Raw genomic sequence first — 24155 nt, forward strand, 5'->3', positions numbered from 1 at the left:
ATGCGCTACAAACTTCCTGCCGGGCGGCTGGCTCTGCCCGCAGAACTTAACGTTCTTCCCGTTTGTTTACCGCCAAGGCTCTCCAGACGCATCTGGAACGGCGGGAATGGCATATCAATACCGTGTTCGCGGAAGCCTGCCAGAATCAGCTGGTGGATCTCATGGCGCAGCGGCATACGGTGTCCCATCTCTGCGGCATAAATACGCAGTTCGAAGATTTGAATCCCCTGCTGCAGATCTACCAGAAAGACTTCTGGTGCCGGGTTATCGATAACCAGCGAACAGCGCTGCGCGGCAGTCAGCAAAATCTGCGTGACCTCCTCGCTGTTAGCCTCTGACGGCGCCGGGATAGTTAACACCACACGGGTGACCGAATCTGACAACGACCAGTTGATAAACTGCTCGGTGATAAAGGCCTTATTGGGCACGATGATCTCTTTGCGGTCCCAGTCGCTGATGGTGGTGGCGCGAGTGTTAATCTTCGTCACACTACCGGTAAGATCGCGAATGGTCACCGTGTCGCCAATGCGAATCGGTTTCTCAAACAGGATAATCAGGCCGGAAATAAAGTTGGCGAAGATTTCCTGCAAACCAAAGCCCAGACCAACACCGAGAGCAGCCACCAGCCATTGCAGTTTGGACCACTCAATGCCGATCATCGAGAAGCCAACCAGACCGCCAATCAGCATCAGCAAATACTTGGTAATGGTGGTAATGGCGTAACCGGTGCCGGGGGTTAAATCCAGATGTTGCAGCAGCGCCAGCTCCAGCAACGCGGGGAGGTTGCGCACTAACTGGGTGGTGATGATAAATACCAGTATCGCGATGAGCACCGCGCCCAGCGTGATCGGCTCTAAGCTTTCCACGCCTTGCACCGTAGAGGTGACATCCCACAACGAGATGTTTTCCAGGAAGCCAAATGCGGAATGAATTTCCGACCACAGCACAATGACTGAAAGCAGGGCGATAAGCATCAAAATAGAGCGCACCAGACGCAGCGATTGTGCGCTGATCGCGTCGAGATCCACTTCGCTTTCATCAACGTCAATCGCGCCTTCAAGACTGGTGGAGTGCGGCGGTTCTTCTTCACCTCGCGCACGTTGCGCCAGCATTTCGGCGCGTCGATGCTTGGCGCGGTCGAACGCCAGACGGCGGCGTTGGATCAGCATCCAGCGGCGGATGACGTGATACACCACCAGTAACAAGAACCAGATAGCCACGGACGTTTCCAGACGCGCCAGCAAAGCTTGCGATGTGGCGAGATAGCCCACTGCGGCCGCGAGGATGGCAATCAGCGGCGCGCCCATCAGCATATTCCATAGCATGCTGTTGACCATGTTATCGCTGTTGCCCTCTTTATCGAGATACAGCGGTATTCCGGCGCGCTTCAGGCTCAGAGTCACGACCGCCAGTGCGCCGCAAATCAGGATGAAGCACAAGCGTCCCAATGAGGCGGAGAATTCCCGGTCATTGAGGTTATCAAACATAATTACTGCCATGATCAGCGGGACAATCAGTCCGATGCTCATCAGGTAATAGTGCATAGCCTTCGCGACGCGATTACGCGGCCAGCCAAAGTGGGCAATGAACAGACCGTTAGGGCGTGCAAAGGTGGCGCAAATCATCACCGCCCATAGCATGGGCACCGTGGCGGTTACGCCATCGCCGATAGCGACGGCCAACGGATAAGGCCAGGCTTCCTGCAAACCGTAACCCAGGGTGGCCCACAGTACCGGTAGCGGCGAGGCGACGAGTATTGACCAGAATACCGTGCGTATCGTCAGCCAGAAGTGGTCCTGGGTCACCTTACCCACCCGCGCGGACGAGCGTTCAAGAAAACGGGTAAAGTGTTTGCGAGAATAGAGGCTAAATCCAACCAGTACCAACGCACCGAACAGCGGTAGTAGCGTTTCTTTGCTGGTCAGCATCATGATGCTGGCTTTACCTAACTGATTAAAGGTATCTAATGAGATCAGACGCCGCAGATCCTGAACAATGTCGACAGGCCATGAGAGGGAGATAGGGCTGACGTCAGACGTCCAGAACAGATAGCGGTGCGTCGCTTCGTTGACCTCTTTTAGCGCATCTTCCAGTTGGCTATTGGAGACTTTTAGCTTGGTCAGCTCAAGGATCAGCGTATCGCCACCCTGTAACAGAGAGTTCAGCAATTCACGCTGAGTGCGCAACTGGGCGTTGAGGATGCTGCTCTGTTCCGCGGTCAGCGGTTGCCCATCGGCCTGATGGATCTGGCGTAGTTGCGGCTGCTTATTGAGGAGATCTTCATAGCGCATACGGTGCACGCGTAGCTGCGCCATTTCGGTATCTAACTGCTGAGGTTTGGGCATTTCGGGCAGACGAGACACCTGCGCGCGTAGCGCTTCCCCCAGCATATTCGAGACCCCAAGCCACTGGGACTGTTCGCGCAGCGTATTCAACGCCTGACGTACCTGCAGCGTTTGGCTGGTGGCCTGACGCTGTTGCGACGCGACCAGATCCATACGCTGCGCCTGCTGGTTTAAGGCCTGGGATAGTTCGCGGTTTACCTTGAACTGGTCAACAATGCCTTCGGGCAATCCCGCACTGTTTTCCGCCAGCAGTTCGGTACTCTCCAGCGCTCGCTCAGCTTCACGCTGCCGCTGACTGTTGAGTTGATTACGTAATGCCTGCAGATAGGCGTCGAGCTGTTGGCTCTGTTTTTCCGCCAGTTCTGAGCGCATACGCGCCAGTTCCTGACGGTTGTTGGCGGAAAGCTGCGCCAGCTCCAGTTCATCGACCAAGGCTTTGAGTTTGGCGGACTCAGCCTGCATCGCCTGATTCTGCGCGGGATTGGCGTTGGCGGTACCAATACGCCGCTCAAGCTCATTTAGTTGGCGGCGGGCATCGGTTTGCTGTTGAGGAAGCTGACTTAACGAGTCGGCGATTTCCCGGGCGCGATCCTGCTCCTGCTGGGCCTGACGACTCTTTTCCAGCAACTGACTGCTGACCTGGAGGATCTCCTGGTTTAACGCATCAGTTGTCAGTCCGGTTGGTACGTTGCGTGGTTCGTCACGCAGATTGCTAAGCTGTGCGCGTAGCGTTGCGGAGAGCTTGGGGAAGTTATCAATAACCTGCTGGTATTGCGCGGCGCGCTCGAGAGAGCCTTTCCGCTCCTCAAGGGCATTCAGCGCGGACTGGAGCGCCTCGACGGTTTCTGGCTGAGCGGGTTTCGCCGCCTTGGCCTGCTCCAGTTCCTGGGTGAGTTGTTTGGCGTCGGGGGCCGTCGCAGCGTACGCCCCCAGGCTGAGGCACCAGGCCATCAGAAAAGTGATAATCAGGCGCACAGCAGCGATTCCTATGTTTAAGTTTCGTCTTTTTTGTCGTCAACCAGCGGGCTGGCGTCGTGTTCTGCTTCGATCTCTTCTTTCGGCAGCGGGGCAGGTTCTGCCTCTGGCGTCACGAAAGTCTCGGTTGAGATGGCCATTGGCTGACCGATTTTCGTGACTGAAAGATCCTGCAATTGCTCAACCAGGTTAACTTTGCCCGGTGCGAACAGGTTGATGACGGTGGAACCGAGCTTAAAGCGGCCCATTTCCTGACCTTTCAGCAGTGCCACCGACCCTTCGCTTTCGCCTTCAGGCCAGGTCCAGCGTTTAATTACGCCTTCACGCGGTGGGGTAATGGTGCCAGCCCATACGGTTTCAATGCTGCCAACGATAGTCGCTCCGACCAGAATTTGCACCATTGGGCCAAACTCGGTATCAAACAGGCAAATAACGCGTTCGTTACGGGCAAACAGATTCGGTACGTTTTGCGCTGTCAGGATGTTTACAGAGAAGAGGTCGCCTGGCACGTACATCATTTCGCGCAGGATACCGTTACATGGCATATGTACCCGGTGGTAATCGCGTGGTGATAAGTAAGTGGTCACAAACGTACCGTTGCGGAATTTGTCCGCCATCTGGTAGTTGCCGGCCAGCAGCGCTTCAAGCGTATAGCTGTGCCCTTTGGCCTGTAACAGCTTGTCTTCTTCGATGTTACCTAACTGGTTGATCACGCCGTCGGCAGGCATGACCAGTACATTCGGATCGGTATTGATTGGACGAGCCTCGTCGCGCAGGGGACGAACAAAGAAGTCGTTAAAGGTGCGATAGCTGGCGGTATCCGGCTTTTGCGCCTCTTTCATATCGACCTTGTAATATTTCACGAACAGATCGATCACCAGTTTGGTCAGCCATCCCGCTCGTTTGCTCGCACCCCAGCCCGCCAGGCGAGTGAGCCATAGTTTCGGCAGAATGTATTGTAGCGAAAGCTTAAATGAGTTTAACAAGGTAGCCTCCAGGCCATAATTTGTTCCCGATCCGGCATATGGGCCGGATCCTGAAAAAGGGGACGATTCTAGCGATGCTTAGCTTAGTTGTCAGTTGTCAGTTGTCTGTATCAGAAAAGTTTTTACGCGTTTTTACCTGCGCCATGCTTTCCAGGATGCGGTGATAATTTTCAAACCGAGTTTCGGCTATTTCCCCTTTTTCTACAGCCTCACGGATAGCACAGCCTGGATCGGCATCATGCTTGCAGTCGCGGTATTTACAATGACCCAGGTAGTCATGGAATTCGACAAAGCCATGGGTGATTTGTTCCGGTTCCAGATGCCACAGTCCGAACTCGCGTACGCCAGGGGAGTCGATAACGTCGCCGCCATGTGGGAAGTGATACAGGCGAGAAGCGGTGGTGGTGTGCTGCCCAAGACCGGAGTTATCGGAGACATCGTTGGTCAGGATCGCTTCCTGCAGGCCGAGAAGGTTATTGAGCAGGCTGGATTTACCTACACCCGACTGGCCGGCAAAAATGCTGATACGACCGGTTAACGCTTCTTCAAGCGGTTTCAGACCGTCTTTCGTGCGGCTTGATACCATCAATACGCGATAGCCAATGTTGCGATAGATATCCATCTGTTCGTTAACAAAGGCCATGCCTTCGGCATCCAGCAGATCGATCTTATTCAGTACGATAATCGGTTCGACGTGTAGCGTTTCGCAGGCAACCAGATAGCGGTCGATAATATTAAGCGACAGCTCGGGTAAGATGGCTGAGACAATAACGATCTGATCGATATTGGCGGCAATGGGTTTTACCCCATCGTAAAAGTCAGGACGTGTGAGCACCGAGGTACGTTCGTGAACCGCCTCAACGATGCCTTTGACATTTACCCCTTCTGCTGCCGCTTTACCTGGACGCCAGACTACGCGATCGCCGGTAACCAGCGAACGAATTGTGCGGCGGATGTTGCAGCGGTGAATGTCGCCGTCAGCAGACTCCACGTCGGCATGCATGCCAAAACGGCTGATAACGATGCCTTCAGCGGTTTCGCCAAACAGGTTGTCGTCGTAGTCTGGCTTCTCCGCGGACGTTTTCAGACGACGCTGGTGATTGGCGTTCACACGGCGCTGTTGGCCTTTGGAGAGTTTATTCTTACTCAATCGGACTGGCTCCTGGTCGCCCATGATGGGCAAAACATTTATGATACACGCAATTTTAGATGAATATAGTCACACTGAATGTGACGCTGAAGGGTGGAAAATAGCATGAGTGCCAATGAAAACAACCTGATTTGGATCGATCTGGAGATGACTGGTCTGGATCCCGAGCGCGATCGCATTATTGAGATCGCCACGCTAGTGACGGATGCCAACTTAAATATTCTGGCTGAAGGACCGACGATTGCGGTGCACCAGTCCGACGAACAACTGGCATTAATGGATGACTGGAACGTACGTACGCATACCGGTAGCGGGCTGGTGGAACGGGTGAAGGCGAGCACCATGGGCGATCGCGAAGCAGAACTGGCCACGCTGGCCTTTTTGCAAGAATGGGTTCCGGCAGGAAAATCACCTATCTGCGGCAACAGCATCGGTCAGGATCGTCGTTTCCTGTTTAAATACATGCCGGAGCTGGAAGCGTATTTCCATTATCGCTATCTCGATGTCAGCACGCTGAAGGAACTGGCGCGTCGTTGGAAGCCGGAGATCCTTGCTGGCTTCACCAAGCAGGGAACGCATCAGGCGATGGATGATATTCGTGAGTCGGTTGCTGAGCTGGCTTACTACCGCGAACATTTTATTAAGCTTTGATTTTGTGGATTGCCGGGTGGCGGCTGCGCCTTACCCGGCCTACGAAAATCGTTCCTGCGAGCTTGCACTAAGTCAGGATTGTCGCTAAATTAAACGACTTGCCGATAAATTCAGCACTTAAACGAAAAAACAAGAAAATCGCTTTTAGGGGGGTTGCAGCTAAACGGATTTCTCGTATAATGCGCCTCCCGTAACGACAGAGAATTACGCGTTACGGCAGCAACAAAAGCAGTACAGATTTGCGGGAATAGCTCAGTTGGTAGAGCACGACCTTGCCAAGGTCGGGGTCGCGAGTTCGAGTCTCGTTTCCCGCTCCAAAATTTGAAAGTGCTTATTAAGCACAGACGCACCNAAGCGGGAATAGCTCAGTTGGTAGAGCACGACCTTGCCAAGGTCGGGGTCGCGAGTTCGAGTCTCGTTTCCCGCTCCAAAATTTGAAAGTGCTTATTAAGCACAGACCACCAATCGCAGGATTTCGAATTGCGACAAGGCGGCAACTGAATGAGTCCTCAGGAGCTTACTGAAGTAAGTGACTAAGGCGAGTGAAGGCAGCCAACGCAGTAGCGGTTCGAAAGACGAAGATTATGCGGGAATAGCTCAGTTGGTAGAGCACGACCTTGCCAAGGTCGGGGTCGCGAGTTCGAGTCTCGTTTCCCGCTCCAAATTCTTACCTCAAAAAAAATATCCACAACGAAGAATCGCGTTGGGGACGTTTTGTTTCGTCGTTGACATACTCTTGTAAACAGACTTATCCACAGGCCCGGGTATTATTCCTGGAATGCAAAAAACTTCGCCTGGTTAATAGTATCATTTTAACACATTGAAATTATTGGATTAATTATCATTTCAAATTGTTAATGCGATCACTTGACGATTTTTTCCCTCTTGAATATCAATGTGTTTTTATTTTTATACACAAGCTGTGGATGACTTAAGCATCGCGCGGTAGACCCTTTTCGATGACCCTGACTAAACGTTGTTTCTTCGGCAACTGCACCTCAACTACGCAGGCGTTTCGCTTCTCAATTTGCTGAGCAACCGCCCACTCTATGTGTTCGTCGAGAAGTGGGTGCTCACCTCTACGGTTTTCCAGGGCGTTAATCACGGCTTCATCCCAGGGGGCATTGCCCAACGCAACAGCGATATTTCGCAGCCAGCGCAGATGACCGATACGACGAATGGCAGACCCCTCAGTGACTTTTAAAAACCACGCTTCGCTCCAGCTAAACAGCTCTATTAACTCCGGAGCATGAAGCTGCTTGCGTGGGCTAAAGTCATCCTCGACCGTCAACTGCGAATAGCGGTTCCAGGGACAAATGAGCTGACAATCATCGCAGCCGTAAATGCGATTCCCCAACAAAGGACGAAACGCTTCAGGGATAGCGCCTTCCAGTTCGATAGTGAGATAAGAGATACAACGGCGCGCATCTACGGTGTAGGGTTCAACGATGGCCCCGGTGGGACAGATGGTCATACAGGCGACACATTTCCCGCATCCTACTTCTACTGGCTTATCGACCGGCAAGGGCAAGTCGATCAGTAATTCACCAAGGAAGAAAAATGAACCGGCTTCGCGATTAAGGATAAGTGAGTGCTTACCTGTCCAGCCAAGCCCGGCTTTTTCCGCCAGCGGACGCTCAAGAATGGGCGCGGAATCGACAAAAGGTCTAAAATTCAGCGAAACGCAGTGTTGTTGAATCATCTCGCCCAGCTTTTTTAAGCGGTTACGCAGCAGCTTATGGTAGTCGCGCCCAAGCGCGTAGCGACTGACGTAACCCAGAGAGGGGTTTTTCAACGTGCTGGCAAAGGCCGCCTTGGCAGGGAGATAGTTCATACGTACGCTGATGACACGTAGCGTACCGGGCAATAATTCGTGAGGTCGGGCGCGCATCATGCCGTGACGGGCCATCCAGTCCATCTCGCCGTGATAGTGTTGATCCAGCCAGGCCTGCAGTTTGGGCTCCGCTTCGCTGAGGTCGGTATCGGCAATACCGACCTGCTGAAAGCCAAGCTCCAGCCCCCACTGCTTAATATTTTGCGCTAACTGATTGAGATCGAGGGGCTCTGACATGACGGACCATACAATGAAGAAAAACCCCGCAAGTATACCACACTCCATCTGGTACGCCGATGACATCAGGCGGATGGAGCGAGAGGCGGCAGACAGCTTAGGGCTGACGTTGTACGAACTGATGCAACGGGCGGGAGAGGCCGCGTTTCAGGTCGCCCGCGAAGCCTATCCGCACGCTCAACACTGGCTGGTGCTGTGCGGTCATGGCAACAACGGCGGCGATGGCTACGTAGTGGCAAGGCTTGCCAAAGCGCAGGGGCTTGAGGTCACGCTGCTGGCGCAAGAGAGTGACAAACCGCTCCCGGAGGAAGCACAGCAGGCGCGCGATGCCTGGCTTAACGCCGGTGGCGTCATTCATGCTGCGGATATCACCTGGCCTGGTAGCGTGGACGTCATCATCGACGCGCTGTCAGGGACTGGCTTAAAACACGCGCCGCGTGAGGCTCTCTCGGTATTGATTGAACGTGCCAATACTTACCCAGCCCCCATCGTGGCGATAGATATTCCTTCCGGCCTGCTGGCGCAAACAGGGGCGACACCGGGTGCGGTCATCAATGCGGCGCATACCGTCACCTTTATTGCGCTCAAACCAGGCCTGTTAACCGGTAAAGCGCGCGATGTCACCGGACGCCTGCATGTTAACACGCTTGGGCTGGACGACTGGCTGGCTGGGCAGAATGCGCCAATTCAACGTTTTGATGCTCTACAGCTTGCGCACTGGCTGACGCCACGCCGACCTACCTCGCACAAAGGTTCCCACGGTCGGCTGGTGATTATCGGCGGGGACCACGGGACGGCAGGCGCAATACGTATGGCCGGTGAAGCGGCGCTGCGTGCAGGAGCCGGGCTGGTCAAAGTGCTGACCCGCAGTGAAAACATCGCTCCGATTCTGACCGCCAGGCCGGAACTGATGGTTGATACGCTAACGCCGCAGACTCTGGATGAAAGCCTGGCGTGGGCGGATGTTGTCGTCATTGGCCCTGGGCTTGGTCAGCAGGAGTGGGGCAAAAAAGCGCTGCAAAAGGTCGAGAATTTTCGCAAACCGATGCTCTGGGATGCCGATGCGCTGAACCTGCTGGCAATCAACCCCGATAAACGTCACAATCGCGTGATCACGCCGCATCCGGGAGAAGCCGCGCGACTACTGGGCTGTTCCATTGCAGAAATTGAAGACGATCGCTTACTTTGTGCACAACGTCTGGTAAAACGGTACGGAGGCGTGGTAGTGCTGAAAGGCGCGGGTACGGTTGTTGCTGCTGAACCGGCTGAGTTGGGTATTATTGATACCGGCAATGCAGGCATGGCCAGCGGCGGAATGGGTGATGTGCTTTCCGGTATTATTGGCGCATTGCTCGGACAGAAGCTTACCCCGTATGATGCAGCATGTGCGGGATGTGTTGCGCACGGTGCGGCGGCGGATGTGCTGGCGGCGCGTTTTGGTACGCGCGGCATGCTGGCGACCGATCTCTTTACTACGCTACAGCGTATTGTTAACCCTGATGTGATTGACGTTTATCATGATGAATCGAGTAATTCCACTACCTGATGAACAGGCGACTTTAGACCTGGGACTGCGGGTAGCCAAAGCCTGTGACGGCGCGACGGTAATTTATTTGTACGGCGACCTGGGAGCGGGCAAAACCACTTTTAGCCGTGGATTCCTGCAGGCGTTAGGTCACAAAGGTAATGTCAAAAGCCCGACTTACACGCTGGTTGAACCCTATTCGCTCGATAATTTGATGGTTTATCACTTCGATCTGTATCGACTTGCGGATCCGGAGGAGCTGGAATTTATGGGGATCCGCGATTATTTTGCCAATGATGCCATCTGCCTGGTGGAATGGCCGCAACAAGGTAAAGGTGTTCTGCCAGACCCGGACGTCGAAATACACATCGAATACCAGGCACAAGGTCGAGAGGCGCGCGTAAGCGCAGTCTCCTCATCAGGTGATTTATTGCTGGCGCGTTTAGCCGATTAACCTTAAGGGTGGCGGGATGATTTATCGCATCAGAAACTGGCTGATGGCAACCCTGGTCCTGCTGTGCGCGCAGGCAGGGGCCGCCAGCCTCTCCGATCTTCAGGTTTCCAACGGCGATCAACAGGCGCGGATTACGCTGAGTTTTATCGGCGATCCTGAATACGCCGTTTCGCAGGATGGGAAACGAACCGTCGCGCTGGATATTAAACAAACCGGTGTGATTCAGGGATTACCGTTGCTGTTTAGCGGTAATAATCTGGTCAAATCTATCCGTTCCGGTACGCCAAAAGACGCGCAGTCTCTGCGTCTGCTGGTGGATTTAACCGAGAACGGCAAAGCCGATGCCGTAAAACGCCAGAACGGCGGTAATTATACCGTCGTGTTTACCATCAAGGCCGATGCGCCACCGCCGCCTCCACCGCCTCCGGTGGTTGCGAAACGTGTCGAAGCGCCGGTTGTCGCCCCGAGCTCTGCCGAGCCTGCACGTAATCCGTTTAAAGCGGAAAATGATCGCACTACGGCGGTTACCAGCAGTAATACGTCCACGCGACCTGCGGCGCGCGCCAGCACCAATAGCGGCGACAAAGTGGTTATTGCCATTGATGCCGGGCATGGCGGACAGGATCCCGGCGCAATTGGTCCCGGCGGTACGCGTGAGAAAAATGTCACGATTGCCGTGGCGCGTAAACTACGCAGTTTGCTGAATGATGACCCGATGTTTAAAGGCGTCCTCACCCGCGATGGCGATTACTTCATCTCGGTCATGGGTCGTTCCGACGTTGCGCGTAAACAAAACGCCAACTTCCTGGTTTCGATTCATGCTGACGCCGCGCCAAACCGGGATGCCACTGGCGCTTCCGTCTGGGTACTGTCAAACCGCCGGGCGAACAGTGAAATGGCTGGCTGGCTGGAACAGCATGAGAAGCAATCAGAATTGTTAGGTGGTGCGGGCGATGTGCTGGCCAACAGCCAGGCCGATCCTTACCTCAGCCAGGCCGTGCTGGATCTGCAGTTCGGTCATTCGCAACGCGTCGGGTATGATGTGGCGACCAGCATGATCGGTCAGTTAGAACGTATTGGCTCAATGCATAAACGTCGGCCGGAACACGCCAGCCTGGGCGTATTGCGTTCGCCGGATATCCCGTCAGTGCTGGTTGAAACTGGCTTTATCAGTAACAACAGCGAAGAGCGTCTGTTGGCGAGCGATGATTACCAGCAGCAACTGGCCGAGGCGATTTACAAAGGATTACGTAACTATTTCCAGGCGCACCCGATGCAAACCGGGCCGCAGGGCGCACCGGCGCAAACCGCCAGCGCCGTGTCGCCTGGCAACACGTTAACAAATTAAGGATTAGCCATGCCGATTCAGGTTCTACCGCCACAGTTGGCGAACCAGATTGCCGCGGGCGAGGTGGTAGAACGGCCTGCGTCAGTGGTTAAAGAACTGGTGGAAAACAGTATCGATGCCGGCGCGACGCGTATTGATATTGATATCGAACGCGGTGGCGCGAAGCTTATTCGTATTCGTGACAACGGCTGCGGGATTAAAAAAGACGAGCTGGCGCTGGCGCTGGCGCGTCATGCCACCAGTAAAATTGCCTCGCTTGACGATCTTGAAGCCATCGTGAGCCTTGGGTTTCGCGGCGAAGCGTTAGCCAGTATTAGCTCGGTCTCTCGTTTAACCCTGACGTCGCGCACGCAAGAGCAGCCTGAAGCCTGGCAAGCCTATGCTGAAGGACGCGACATGGATGTCACGGTTAAACCCGCCGCGCATCCGGTGGGTACCACGCTGGAGGTGTTGGATCTGTTCTACAACACCCCGGCGCGGCGCAAGTTTATGCGCACCGAGAAAACCGAATTTAATCATATCGATGAGATTATCCGCCGCATTGCGCTGGCGCGTTTTGATGTGACGATTAATTTGTCGCACAACGGCAAAGTGGTGCGTCAGTACCGTGCAGTGGCTGCGGATGGACAAAAAGAGCGCCGTCTGGGCGCGATTTGCGGTATGCCGTTTCTGGAACATGCGCTGGCGATTGAATGGCAGCATGGCGATTTGACGCTACGGGGCTGGGTAGCCGATCCTCACCACACAACAACGGCGCTGGCGGAAATCCAGTACTGTTACGTGAATGGCAGGATGATGCGTGATCGCCTGATCAACCACGCTATCCGCCAGGCCTGTGAAGATAAGCTGGGCGCCGATCAGCAGCCGGCATTTGTTTTATATCTGGAAATCGATCCGCATCAGGTGGATGTTAATGTGCATCCCGCCAAGCATGAAGTCCGTTTCCATCAGTCGCGTCTGGTGCATGATTTTATCTACCAGGGCGTATTGAGCGTTCTGCAACAGCAGCTTGAAACGCCGCTGCCGTTGGCGGATGACGACGAACCTGCCCCACGGCACATCCCGGAAAACCGCGTTGCAGCCGGACGTAACCATTTTGCCGAGCCCGCTCCGGCGCGTGAAGCTGCTGCACCTCGCTACTCTGCCCCCGCTGGCGGTGGTGGTCGTCAGGCGGGCGCCAGCTGGCCTCATGCCCAGCCTGGATATCAAAAGCAGCAGGGTGAGATTTATCAGCAACTGCTGCAGACGCCAGTTCCAACGCGTAAAGCGCCGGTATCTGAAGCGCCATCGGCTCCTCTGACCGGCAACAGTCAGGGGTTTGGTCGGGTGCTAACGATTGTCGGTGCGGACTGTGCGTTACTCGAATGCGATGGTCATATTCGGTTACTGGCATTACCTGTGGCGGAACGTTGGCTGCGTCAGGCGCAATTAACGCCGGGACAGGGGGCAGTTTGCGCCCAACCATTACTGATTCCTTTACGTCTAAAAGTGACCGCCGATGAAAAAGCGGCGCTGCAGAAAGGGCAGAACCAACTGGCCGATCTGGGCATTGAATTTCAACTGGATGCGCAGCATGTGACCATCCGGGCAGTGCCTTTACCCTTACGCCAACAAAATTTACAAATCTTGATTCCTGAACTGATAGGCTACCTGGCGCAGCAGTCCGTATTCGAGCCGGGCAATATTGCACAGTGGATTGCACGTAACCTGATTAGCGAGCATCCGCAGTGGAGCATGGCCCAGGCGATTACGCTGTTAGCGGATGTTGAGCGGCTTTGCCCACAACTCGTGAAGGCGCCGCCGGGTGGTCTGTTACAACCTGTTGATTTACATTCGGTAATGAATGCCCTGAAACATGAGTGATACCCGTAAGGCGAGCCTGCCAAAGGCGATTTTTTTAATGGGGCCAACGGCCTCCGGTAAAACGGCGCTCGCAATTGAATTGCGTAAAGTTTTGCCTGTAGAGTTGATAAGCGTTGATTCCGCCCTTATTTACAAAGGGATGGATATCGGTACAGCCAAGCCTGATGCAGATGAATTACAGGCCGCGCCGCACCGATTACTGGATATTCGCGATCCGTCGCAAGCGTACTCTGCTGCGGATTTTCGCCGCGATGCGTTAGCCGAGATGGCCGATATCACCGCCGCGGGGCGTATTCCGCTGCTGGTGGGCGGCACAATGTTATATTTCAAAGCCTTGCTTGAAGGGCTGTCGCCGTTACCGTCGGCGGACCCGGACGTCAGGGCCAGAATTGAGCAGCAGGCGGCAGAGCATGGGTGGGATGCGTTACACCGACAGCTTCAGGAGATCGATCCCGTAGCTGCCGCGCGTATTCATCCAAATGATCCGCAAAGACTTTCCCGGGCACTGGAAGTTTTTTTCATTTCGGGTAAAACTTTAACGGAGCTGACGCAAACGTCAGGAGATGCTTTGCCGTATGAGGTGCATCAGTTTGCAATCGCCCCGGCGAGCCGTGAACTGCTCCATCAGCGAATTGAGCAGCGTTTTCATCAGATGTTAGCTTCAGGTTTTGAAGCAGAAGTCCGGGCGCTTTTTGCCCGTGGAGATTTGCATACGGATTTGCCTTCCATTCGTTGTGTCGGGTATCGCCAGATGTGGTCATACATTGAAGGCGAAATTTCATACGATGAAATGGTTTATAGAGGTGTTTGCGCCACGAGGCAGTTGGCGAAGCGGCAGGTGACCTGGTTGCGTGGTTGGGAAGGGGTGCACTGGCTTGACAGTGAAAAGCCTGACCAGGCGCGAAACGAAGTATTACAGGTTGTTGGTGCTATCGCGAACTGAATGTGTACAATTGAAACGTATCGTGCGCAATTTTTCAGAATCGAAAGGTTCAAAGTACAAATAAGCATATAAGGAAAAGAGAGAATGGCTAAGGGGCAATCTTTACAAGATCCGTTCCTGAACGCACTGCGTCGGGAACGTGTTCCAGTTTCTATTTATTTGGTGAATGGTATTAAGCTGCAAGGTCAAATCGAGTCTTTTGATCAGTTCGTGATCCTGTTGAAAAACACGGTCAGCCAGATGGTTTATAAGCACGCGATTTCTACTGTTGTCCCGTCTCGCCCGGTTTCCCATCACAGCAATAATGCCACCGGCGGCACTGGCAGCAACTACCATCACGGTAGCAACGCGCAAGGTTCATCTGCGCAACAGGACAGCGAAGAAACCGAATAAGGTTGATTGCTGTTTTACATACGGGGAGCCAGCGAACCTGCGTTCCCCGTTGATACATATTAAGGGGTTGACGCTTGTTTGACCGTTATGATGCCGGTGAGCAGGCGGTACTGGTACACATCTATTTTTCGCAAGACAAAGATATGGAAGACCTCCAGGAGTTTGAATCTCTGGTCTCTTCCGCCGGTGTCGAAGCAATGCAGGTGATTACCGGGAGCCGTAAAGCACCGCACCCGAAGTATTTTGTTGGTGAAGGCAAGGCAATCGAAATTGCCGAAGCCGTAAAAGCGACTGGCGCTGCGGTGGTGATTTTTGATCATGCTCTAAGCCCTGCCCAGGAACGTAACCTGGAACAATTGTGCCAGTGTCTGGTTATCGACAGGACTGGTCTTATTCTGGATATTTTTGCCCAGCGTGCGCGAACCCATGAGGGTAAGTTGCAGGTTGAGCTGGCGCAACTGCGCCATATGGCTACGCGTTTGGTCCGTGGCTGGACCCACCTTGAAAGGCAAAAGGGCGGGATTGGTTTGCGCGGTCCGGGTGAAACCCAGCTCGAAACCGACCGTCGTTTGCTGCGTAATCGCATTTTGCAGATACAGTCGCGCCTGGAAAAAGTTGAAAAGCAACGTGAGCAGGGGCGACAGTCGCGTAAGAAAGCGGATGTCCCGACCGTATCACTGGTGGGATATACCAACGCCGGAAAATCCACCCTGTTCAACCAGATAACTGAAGCCCGGGTCTACGCAGCGGATCAACTGTTTGCGACCCTGGACCCGACCCTGCGGCGGATCGACGTCGCGGATGTCGGTGAAACCGTGCTGGCGGATACCGTAGGGTTTATCCGTCACTTACCGCACGACCTGGTGGCGGCATTTAAAGCCACCTTGCAGGAAACACGTCAGGCGACATTGCTGCTGCACGTTATTGATGCAGCAGATTTTCGTGTGCAAGAAAACATCGAGGCCGTCGATACGGTGCTTGAGGAGATCGATGCGCATGAGATCCCGACCCTGCTGGTGATGAATAAAATCGATATGCTGGATGACTTTGAACCGCGTATCGACAGAGATGAAGAGAATAAACCCATTCGCGTTTGGGTTTCAGCGCAAACGGGAATAGGTATACCACAGCTTTTTCAGGCTTTGACTGAGCGGCTTTCCGGTGAGGTGGCGCAGCATACGTTGCGTTTGCCGCCGCAGGAAGGGCGTCTGAGAAGCCGGTTTTATCAACTTCAGGCAATAGAAAAAGAGTGGATGGAGGAGGACGGCAGCGTAGGTCTGCAGGTTCGTATGCCGATCGTAGACTGGCGTCGCCTCTGTAAACAAGAACCGGCACTGGAAGACTATGTTGTCTGATCTGACGGATATGGCCTGAAGATTTTTTCGCCTCTATACCTTGTGGATTTTGCGTAGCCAACGCATCGGCAGCACAAAAGACGCAGGTATAGCATCGCATAACAAATATGGAGCACAAAAATGGCGTGGAATCAGCCCGGTAATAACGGACAAGACCGCGACCCGTGGGGAAGCAGCAAACCTGGCGGCAACCCTGAGGGAAATGGAAACAAAGGTGGGCGCGATCAGGGACCTCCCGATCTGGATGATATCTTCCGCAAACTGAGCAAAAAGCTCGGTGGTCTGGGCGGCGGTAAAGGTACTGGTTCTGGCGGCGGTAGTTCATCGCAAGGTCCGCGTCCGCAACTGGGCGGTCGGGTCTTTACTATCGCTGCGGCCGCTATCGTCATAATCTGGGCGGCCAGCGGTTTCTACACCATTAAAGAAGCGGAACGCGGCGTGGTGACACGCTTCGGTAAATTCAGCCATTTGGTTGAGCCGGGTCTGAACTGGAAACCGACTTTTATCGACGAAGTGACCCCGGTCAACGTTGAAGCCGTGCGTGAACTTGCCGCATCTGGCGTCATGCTGACATCTGACGAAAACGTTGTGCGCGTTGAAATGAACGTGCAGTACCGTGTGACCGATCCGCAGCGTTACCTGTTTAGCGTAACCAGCGCGGATGACAGCCTGCGTCAGGCAACCGACAGCGCACTGCGTGGCGTTATCGGGAAGTACACTATGGACCGTATCCTGACCGAAGGGCGTACCGTTATTCGTAGCGATACCCAGCGTGAACTGGAAGAAACGATCCGTCCGTACAACATGGGTATCACCCTGCTGGACGTCAACTTCCAGGCCGCACGTCCGCCGGAAGAGGTAAAAGCCGCGTTTGACGATGCGATTGCCGCGCGCGAAAACGAACAGCAGTACATCCGTGAAGCGGAAGCGTACACCAACGAAGTTCAGCCGCGTGCGAACGGTCAGGCGCAGCGTATTCTGGAAGAAGCGCGTGCTTATAAAACGCAAACCATCCTGGAAGCTCAGGGTGAAGTGGCGCGCTTCGCGAAAATTCTGCCGGAATATAAAGCCGCGCCGCAAATTACTCGCGAGCGTTTGTATATCGAGACCATGGAAAAAGTACTGAGCAATACCCGCAAAGTCCTGGTTAACGATAAAGGCAGCAATCTGATGGTTCTGCCGCTGGATCAAATGCTGAAAGGCGGTAGTGCGCCAGCAGCAAAGAGTGACAGCAGTTCAAACCTGCTGCGTCTGCCGCCAGCGACGACCTCCAGCACTGGAGCAAGCAACACCTCGTCCACCAGTCAGGGCGATATTATGGACCAACGCCGCGCGAACGCGCAGCGTAACGACTACCAGCGTCAGGGGGAATAACGATGCGTAAGTCAGTTATTGCGATTATCATCATCGTTCTGGTAGTTCTGTTCATGTCTGTCTTTGTGGTCAAAGAAGGCGAGCGCGGTATTACGCTGCGCTTTGGTAAAGTTCTGCGTGACGATGAAAACAAGCCGCTGGTTGTTGCACCGGGCCTGCACTTCAAGATTCCGTTTATTGAATCAGTGAAGATGCTGGATGCACGTATTCAGACCATGGACAACCAGGCCGATCGCTTTGTCACCAAAGAGAAGAAAGACCTGATCGTTGACTCCTACATCAAGTGGCGCATCAGTGACTTTAGCCGTTACTACCTGGCAACGGGCGGTGGCGATGTTTCTCAGGCAGAAGTCCTGCTGAAACGTAAGTTCTCTGACCGTCTGCGTTCTGAAATCGGTCGTCTCGACGTGAAAGACATCGTTACCGATTCCCGTGGTCGTCTGACTCTGGAAGTCCGTGACGCGCTGAACTCCGGTTCTGCTGGTACGGAAGATGAAGTCGCGACGCCGGCGGCGGATAGTGCGATTGCCGAAGCGGCTGAGCGTGTTCAGGCTGAAACGAACGGTAAAGTACCGGTCATCAACCCGAACAGTATGGCAGCGTTGGGGATCGAAGTGGTTGACGTGCGTATTAAGCAAATCAACCTGCCTGCGGAAGTGTCTGAGGCTATCTATAACCGTATGCGCGCTGAGCGTGAAGCGGTAGCCCGTCGCCATCGTTCACAAGGTCAGGAAGAAGCGGAAAAACTGCGTGCAACGGCGGATTACGAAGTAACGAAAACGCTGGCAGAATCTGAGCGTCAGGGCCGCATTATGCGCGGTGAAGGCGATGCAGAAGCCGCTAAACTGTTTGCCGACGCGTTCAGCCAGGATCCTGACTTCTACGCCTTCATCCGTAGCCTGCGTGCTTATGAGAAGAGCTTTGAAGGTAACCAGGACGTGATGGTCATGAGCCCGGACAGCGATTTCTTCCGCTACATGAAGACACCGAATACCGCGACACGCTAAAATAGTTTCAGCGGTTTTAAACCAGCAAAACCACCGGCGTCCCCAGGGATGCGGTGGTTTTCTTTTTATATAAGGACGATGGATGAATTCAACAATTTGGCTGGCACTCGCGCTGGTTTTGGTGCTGGAAGGCCTGGGTCCGATGCTTTATCCCGGCGCATGGAAGAAAATGATCTCCGCGATGGCGCAACTCCCCGAAAATACTTTGCGTCGTTTTGGTGGAGGTCTTGTGGTTGCGGGCGTTGTGGTCTACTACATGTTGAGGAAAACGATTGGCTGATCAATAAGTAGCCTAATTTGCGGATTTTAGCATGCAAAAAGTGCTGTATATCTGAAAAAGCGGTGGTAGAATCCATTTTTAAGCAAACGGTGATTTTGAAAAATGGGTAACAACGTCGTCGTACTGGGCACCCAATGGGGTGACGAAGGTAAAGGGAAGATCGTCGATCTTCTGACTGAACGGGCTAAATATGTTGTGCGCTACCAGGGTGGACACAACGCAGGCCATACTCTCGTAATCAACGGTGAAAAAACCGTCCTCCATCTTATTCCATCAGGTATTCTTCGCGAGAATGTCATCAGCATCATCGGTAACGGTGTTGTACTGTCTCCGTCCGCGCTGATGAAAGAAATGAAAGGGCTGGAAGATCGTGGTATCCCGGTTCGCGAGCGCCTGCTGCTGTCTGAAGCTTGTCCGCTGATCCTTGATTATCACGTTGCGTTGGATAACGCTCGTGAGAAAGCGCGTGGCGAGAAAGCAATCGGTACTACCGGTCGCGGTATCGGCCCGGCTTATGAAGATAAAGTGGCTCGTCGCGGTCTGCGCGTTGGCGATCTGTTTGATAAAGCAACCTTCGCTGAAAAACTGAAAGAAGTGATGGAATATCACAACTTCCAGTTGGTGAATTTCTATAAAGTCGAAGCGGTTGACTACCAGAAAGTGCTGGATGATGTGATGGCGATTGCCGACATCCTGACTTCTATGGTTGTTGATGTTTCCGATCTGCTGGACCAGGCGCGTAAGCGTGGCGATTTCGTCATGTTCGAAGGCGCGCAGGGTACGCTGCTGGATATCGACCACGGTACTTATCCGTACGTCACCTCCTCCAATACCACCGCGGGTGGCGTGGCGACTGGCTCCGGCCTGGGCCCACGTTATGTGGATTACGTGCTGGGTATCATCAAAGCTTACTCTACTCGTGTTGGCGCGGGTCCGTTCCCGACAGAGCTGTTTGATGACGTTGGCGAGTTCCTGTGCAAACAAGGTAACGAGTATGGCGCAACCACTGGTCGTCGTCGTCGTACCGGTTGGCTGGACTCCGTTGCCGTGCGTCGTGCAGTACAGATTAACTCCCTGTCTGGCTTCTGCCTGACCAAACTGGACGTACTGGACGGTTTGAAAGAGGTGAAAATCTGTGTCGCTTACCGTATGCCGGATGGCCGTGAAGTTACGACTACCCCGCTGGCGGCTGACGACTGGAAAGGTATCGAGCCGATTTACGAAACCATGCCAGGCTGGTCTGAATCCACCTTTGGCGTGAAGGAACGTAGTGGTCTGCCGCAGGCGGCGCTGAACTACATCAAGCGTATTGAAGAACTGACCGGTGTGCCGATTGATATTATCTCAACTGGCCCAGACCGTACTGAAACCATGATCCTGCGCGACCCGTTCGACGCATAATTCTGGTTATGGCGTAGCGTCGAATGGCGCTGCGCTTGCACTATCTTAGGCCGGATGAGGCGTTTTGCATTAGAATCCGGCTTAAAATCACGTAAGTTCCTCGCTTTTTTCCTTCCCGAACTGAAATAAATTAGCGACCTGGCTGGTGGCTGGTTTATCATCAATATAATTAATACCACCAGGTTTATCCGTTTTATCCCTTTTCCTGAGGTTGATGTGCAGTTAACAAGTTTCACCGATTACGGATTACGTGCGCTAATCTACATGGCGTCACTTCCCGAAGGACGTATGACCAGTATTTCTGAGGTGACAGAAGTCTACGGCGTGTCCCGTAATCATATGGTCAAAATAATCAATCAACTTAGCCGGGCGGGCTTTGTTACTGCTATTCGAGGAAAAAATGGCGGTATCCGCCTGGGTAAACCCGCTAAGGATATTTGTATTGGTGATGTGGTTCGCGAGCTGGAACCCTTATCGCTGGTCAACTGTAGCAGCGAGTTTTGCCACATAACCCCTGCCTGCCGACTCAAACAGGCGCTTTCTAAAGCAGTGCAAAGTTTTCTCACGGAACTGGACAACTACACACTTGCTGATTTGGTTGAAGAAAATCAACCGCTTTATAAATTATTGCTGGTGGAGTGACGAAAATCTTCATCAGAGATGACAACGGAGGAACCGAGATGTCACAAGATCCTTTCCAGGAACGCGAAGCTGAAAAATACGCGAACCCTATCCCGAGCCGGGAATTTATCCTCGAACATTTAACTAAACGTGAAAAACCGGCCAACCGCGATGAGTTGGCCGCTGAACTCAACATTGAAGGTGAAGAACAGCAAGAAGCGCTGCGTCGTCGCCTGCGCGCGATGGAGCGTGACGGGCAACTGGTCTTCACTCGTCGTCAGTGCTACGCGCTGCCGGAACGTCTTGACCTGCTGAAAGGTACCGTTATTGGCCACCGTGATGGCTACGGCTTTCTGCGCGTCGAAGGCCGCAAAGATGATCTGTACCTGTCCAGCGAGCAGATGAAAACCTGCATTCATGGCGATCAGGTGCTGGCGCAGCCGCTGGGCGCGGACCGTAAAGGTCGTCGCGAAGCGCGTATTGTGCGCGTACTGGTGCCGAAAACCAGCCAGATTGTTGGCCGCTACTTTACCGACGCTGGGGTCGGGTTTGTCGTCCCGGACGATAGCCGCCTGAGTTTCGATATCCTTATTCCGCCGGAAGAGGTGATGGGGGCGCGTATGGGCTTTGTGGTCGTGGTTGAGCTGACCCAGCGTCCAACCCGTCGCACCAAAGCTGTGGGTAAAATCGTTGAAGTATTGGGCGACAACATGGGCACCAGCATGGCTGTTGATATGGCCCTGCGTACCCATGAAATCCCGTATATCTGGCCGCAGGCAGTCGAAAAACAGGTTGCCGGGCTGAAAGAAGAAGTGCCGGAAGAGGCGAAAGTCGGGCGTGTCGATCTACGCGATCTCCCGCTGGTCACTATTGATGGCGAAGATGCGCGTGACTTCGATGATGCGGTTTACTGCGAGAAGAAACGCGGCGGCGGCTGGCGTTTATGGGTGGCGATTGCTGACGTAAGCTATTACGTCCGCCCGCCGACTCCGTTGGATCAGGAAGCGCGCAGCCGTGGCACGTCTGTCTACTTCCCGTCGCAGGTTGTCCCGATGCTGCCGGAAGTGCTGTCTAACGGATTGTGTTCGCTGAACCCGCAGGTAGACCGTCTGTGTATGGTGTGCGAAATGACCATTTCGTCGAAAGGTCGGTTAACCGGCTTTAAATTCTACGAAGCGGTAATGAGCTCCCATGCGCGTCTGACCTACACCAAAGTCTGGCACATGCTGCAGGGCGATCAGGAACTGCGCGAGCAGTATGCGCCGTTAGTGAAACATATTGAAGAGCTGCATAATCTCTACAAAGTGCTGGATAAAGCCCGGGAAGAACGCGGCGGTATCTCGTTTGAAAGTGAAGAAGCGAAGTTTATTTTCAACGCTGAACGTCGTATTGAACGTATCGAACAGACGCAACGTAACGACGCGCACAAGCTGATTGAAGAGTGCATGATCATGGCAAACATCTCAGCGGCGCGATTCGTTGAGAAAGCCAAAGAGCCAGCCTTGTTCCGTATTCACGATAAGCCGACGACCGAAGCGATTACCTCCTTCCGTTCCGTACTGGCCGAACTGGGCCTGGAACTGCCTGGCGGCAATAAACCCGAGCCGCGCGATTACGCTGAATTGCTGGAGTCGATTGCCGACCGTCCTGACGCGGAAATGCTGCAAACTATGCTGCTGCGCTCGATGAAGCAGGCGATTTACGATCCAGAAAATCGGGGTCACTTTGGTCTGGCGCTGCAATCTTATGCGCACTTTACCTCGCCGATTCGTCGTTACCCGGATCTCTCTTTGCATCGTGCAATTAAATATTTGCTGGCGCAGGAGCAGGGCCATAAAGGCAACACCACGGAAACCGGTGGCTACCATTATTCAATGGAAGAGATGCTGCAACTGGGCCAGCACTGTTCGATGGCCGAACGCCGTGCTGACGAAGCTACGCGCGACGTCTCTGACTGGCTGAAGTGTGACTTCATGCTGGATCAGGTGGGTAACGTCTTTAAAGGCGTAATTGCCAGCGTGACCGGGTTTGGCTTCTTTGTCCGTCTTGACGAACTGTTTATCGACGGTCTGGTGCATGTCTCCTCCCTGGATAACGACTACTATCGCTTTGACCAGGTTGGGCAGCGCCTGACGGGTGAGTCAAGCGGTCAGATGTATCGCCTGGGCGATCGCGTGGAAGTTCGCGTGGAAGCGGTCAACATGGACGAGCGTAAAATCGATTTCAGTTTGATCTCCAGCGAACGTGCGCCGCGCAATGAGGGCAAAACCGCACGCGAAAAAGCTAAAAAAGGCGATGCAGGTAAAACTACCGGTAAACGTCGTCAAATGGGCAAAAAGGTGAATTTCGAGCCGGACAGCGCATTCCGTGGCGAGAAGAAAGGCAAAGCCAAACCTCAGGCGGATAAAAAAACGGCTGAGAAGAAAGGCGATAAAAAAGCGAAAAAGCCATCGGCAAAAACGCGTAAAATCGCTGCCGCCACCAAAGCTAAACGTGCGGCGAAAAAGAACGTCGCACAATAACAGCCATAAACGGTAAGTCGGGCAACTATTATGTTGCCCGGCGTTACGCACAAACTATTAACGAGTACATTCATGAGTGAAATGATTTACGGCATCCACGCGGTGCAGGCTCTGCTGGAACGTGCGCCTGAGCGCTTCCAGGACGTCTTTATTCTCAAAGGCCGTGAAGATAAACGCCTGCTGCCGTTGATCCATGCACTGGAAGCGCAGGGCGTTGTCATTCAGTTGGCTAACCGTCAGTTCCTGGATGAGAAAAGCGAGGGTGCGGTACATCAGGGGATTATTGCGCGCGTGAAGCCGGGTCGTCAGTATCAGGAGAACGATCTACCGGATCTGATTGCTGCGCTCGATCAGCCGTTCTTTTTGATCCTCGATGGCGTCACCGATCCGCATAACCTGGGCGCATGCCTGCGTAGCGCGGATGCTGCTGGTGTACATGCGGTTATCGTACCGAAGGATCGTTCCGCACAGTTGAATGCGACGGCGAAAAAAGTGGCCTGTGGCGCGGCTGAAAGCGTACCGCTGATCCGCGTAACTAACCTGGCGCGCACGATGCGTATGCTGCAGGAAGAGAATATCTGGATTGTGGGCACCGCTGGCGAAGCCGACCATACTCTCTATCAGAGCAAAATGACCGGACGTATGGCGCTGGTCATGGGGGCTGAAGGCGAAGGAATGCGTCGTCTGACCCGCGAACATTGTGACGAGCTGATCAGTATCCCAATGGCAGGGAGCGTTTCGTCGCTAAACGTTTCAGTCGCGACCGGCATCTGCCTGTTTGAGGCCGTTCGTCAGCGCGGCTAATTCATTCTCAATTTCTCTCAAGCCATCCCCTGGGATGGCTTTTTTGTGACCTTCATCCCAGGCACTCTCTTGTCTGGCTGGCCATAC

The 24155-nt window shown here is 53.8% G+C and carries 19 protein-coding genes and 3 tRNA genes; 18 read left to right on the plus strand and 4 right to left on the minus strand.

Annotated elements, in window-relative coordinates; all coding sequences use genetic code 11:
* Nucleotides 1-5 precede the first annotated feature (5 nt).
* From mscM to rsgA, 3 genes are all read right to left on the minus strand, one after another.
* Nucleotides 6-3320, minus strand: a complete 3315-nt coding sequence (gene mscM, locus JSN25_RS07495) for a miniconductance mechanosensitive channel MscM (protein ID WP_038636503.1) — start codon at nt 3318-3320, stop codon at nt 6-8.
* Between the two features lie 17 nt (nt 3321-3337).
* The gene (asd, locus tag JSN25_RS07500; protein WP_061382723.1) at nt 3338-4306 is read right to left on the minus strand and encodes an archaetidylserine decarboxylase; all 969 of its coding nucleotides are present in this window, start codon (nt 4304-4306) and stop codon (nt 3338-3340) included.
* 97 nt (nt 4307-4403) lie between these two features.
* Nucleotides 4404-5456, minus strand: coding sequence for a small ribosomal subunit biogenesis GTPase RsgA (gene rsgA / locus JSN25_RS07505; protein WP_170973222.1), 1053 nt, complete (start codon nt 5454-5456; stop codon nt 4404-4406).
* Between the two features lie 105 nt (nt 5457-5561).
* Here rsgA and orn point away from each other — a divergent pair, with 105 nt between their 5' ends.
* From orn to JSN25_RS07525, 4 genes are all read left to right on the plus strand, one after another.
* Complete coding sequence (gene orn / locus JSN25_RS07510; protein WP_006686300.1) at nt 5562-6107, plus strand: oligoribonuclease; 546 nt, start codon at nt 5562-5564, stop codon at nt 6105-6107.
* Nucleotides 6108-6348: 241 nt separating this feature from the next.
* Nucleotides 6349-6424: transfer RNA gene (locus JSN25_RS07515), tRNA-Gly, on the plus strand.
* Nucleotides 6425-6461: 37 nt separating this feature from the next.
* Nucleotides 6462-6537, plus strand: a tRNA-Gly gene (locus JSN25_RS07520).
* 156 nt (nt 6538-6693) lie between these two features.
* Nucleotides 6694-6769 (plus strand) — tRNA-Gly (locus JSN25_RS07525).
* A gap of 269 nt (nt 6770-7038) precedes the next feature.
* Here the strand turns inward: JSN25_RS07525 and queG are convergent.
* Nucleotides 7039-8178: a tRNA epoxyqueuosine(34) reductase QueG gene (gene queG / locus JSN25_RS07530; RefSeq protein ID WP_204525574.1), complete on the minus strand. Its 1140-nt coding sequence runs from the start codon at nt 8176-8178 to the stop codon at nt 7039-7041.
* Between queG and nnr the strand changes: the two genes are divergently transcribed.
* The 14 genes from nnr (at nt 8177) to rlmB (ending at nt 24068) form a co-directional block, all read left to right on the plus strand.
* Nucleotides 8177-9724 carry a bifunctional ADP-dependent NAD(P)H-hydrate dehydratase/NAD(P)H-hydrate epimerase gene (gene nnr / locus JSN25_RS07535; protein WP_204525575.1) on the plus strand — a complete coding sequence of 516 codons (1548 nt, stop codon included), beginning with the start codon at nt 8177-8179 and terminating at the stop codon, nt 9722-9724. The two genes, queG and nnr, sit on opposite strands and share 2 nt — an antisense overlap.
* Nucleotides 9696-10157, plus strand: a complete 462-nt coding sequence (tsaE, locus tag JSN25_RS07540; protein ID WP_008786002.1) for a tRNA (adenosine(37)-N6)-threonylcarbamoyltransferase complex ATPase subunit type 1 TsaE — start codon at nt 9696-9698, stop codon at nt 10155-10157. Before nnr ends, tsaE begins: the two co-directional genes overlap by 29 nt.
* 16 nt (nt 10158-10173) lie before the next feature.
* Entirely contained in the window at nt 10174-11505 is a 1332-nt protein-coding gene (gene amiB, locus JSN25_RS07545; protein WP_204525576.1) for an N-acetylmuramoyl-L-alanine amidase AmiB, read from the plus strand.
* Between the two features lie 9 nt (nt 11506-11514).
* Nucleotides 11515-13368 carry a DNA mismatch repair endonuclease MutL gene (mutL, locus tag JSN25_RS07550; RefSeq protein WP_204525577.1) on the plus strand — a complete coding sequence of 618 codons (1854 nt, stop codon included), beginning with the start codon at nt 11515-11517 and terminating at the stop codon, nt 13366-13368.
* A complete protein-coding gene (gene miaA, locus JSN25_RS07555) occupies nt 13361-14311 on the plus strand; it encodes a tRNA (adenosine(37)-N6)-dimethylallyltransferase MiaA (protein ID WP_038636521.1) in 951 nt (316 codons plus the stop codon). Before mutL ends, miaA begins: the two co-directional genes overlap by 8 nt.
* Nucleotides 14312-14395: 84 nt before the next feature.
* Nucleotides 14396-14704, plus strand: coding sequence for an RNA chaperone Hfq (gene hfq / locus JSN25_RS07560; RefSeq protein ID WP_003025584.1), 309 nt, complete (start codon nt 14396-14398; stop codon nt 14702-14704).
* Between the two features lie 74 nt (nt 14705-14778).
* Nucleotides 14779-16059 carry a ribosome rescue GTPase HflX gene (gene hflX / locus JSN25_RS07565; RefSeq protein WP_003025589.1) on the plus strand — a complete coding sequence of 427 codons (1281 nt, stop codon included), beginning with the start codon at nt 14779-14781 and terminating at the stop codon, nt 16057-16059.
* A gap of 120 nt (nt 16060-16179) precedes the next feature.
* Nucleotides 16180-17433, plus strand: coding sequence for an FtsH protease activity modulator HflK (hflK, locus tag JSN25_RS07570; protein WP_069324734.1), 1254 nt, complete (start codon nt 16180-16182; stop codon nt 17431-17433).
* Nucleotides 17434-17435: 2 nt separating this feature from the next.
* Nucleotides 17436-18440 carry a protease modulator HflC gene (hflC, locus tag JSN25_RS07575; RefSeq protein WP_003830491.1) on the plus strand — a complete coding sequence of 335 codons (1005 nt, stop codon included), beginning with the start codon at nt 17436-17438 and terminating at the stop codon, nt 18438-18440.
* A gap of 82 nt (nt 18441-18522) precedes the next feature.
* Nucleotides 18523-18720 carry a DUF2065 domain-containing protein gene (locus JSN25_RS07580; RefSeq protein ID WP_085048470.1) on the plus strand — a complete coding sequence of 66 codons (198 nt, stop codon included), beginning with the start codon at nt 18523-18525 and terminating at the stop codon, nt 18718-18720.
* A gap of 102 nt (nt 18721-18822) precedes the next feature.
* Nucleotides 18823-20121: an adenylosuccinate synthase gene (gene purA / locus JSN25_RS07585; protein WP_003025606.1), complete on the plus strand. Its 1299-nt coding sequence runs from the start codon at nt 18823-18825 to the stop codon at nt 20119-20121.
* 216 nt (nt 20122-20337) lie between these two features.
* Complete coding sequence (nsrR, locus tag JSN25_RS07590; protein WP_038636528.1) at nt 20338-20763, plus strand: nitric oxide-sensing transcriptional repressor NsrR; 426 nt, start codon at nt 20338-20340, stop codon at nt 20761-20763.
* 38 nt (nt 20764-20801) lie between these two features.
* Nucleotides 20802-23264 (plus strand): ribonuclease R, encoded by a 2463-nt coding sequence (rnr, locus tag JSN25_RS07595; RefSeq protein WP_085048469.1) that lies wholly within the window; start codon nt 20802-20804, stop codon nt 23262-23264.
* Nucleotides 23265-23336: 72 nt separating this feature from the next.
* Nucleotides 23337-24068, plus strand: coding sequence for a 23S rRNA (guanosine(2251)-2'-O)-methyltransferase RlmB (gene rlmB, locus JSN25_RS07600; RefSeq protein ID WP_038636534.1), 732 nt, complete (start codon nt 23337-23339; stop codon nt 24066-24068).
* Nucleotides 24069-24155 lie beyond the last annotated feature (87 nt).

Source organism: Citrobacter cronae (assembly GCF_016893685.1).
Classification (GTDB): Bacteria; Pseudomonadota; Gammaproteobacteria; order Enterobacterales; family Enterobacteriaceae; genus Citrobacter; species Citrobacter werkmanii.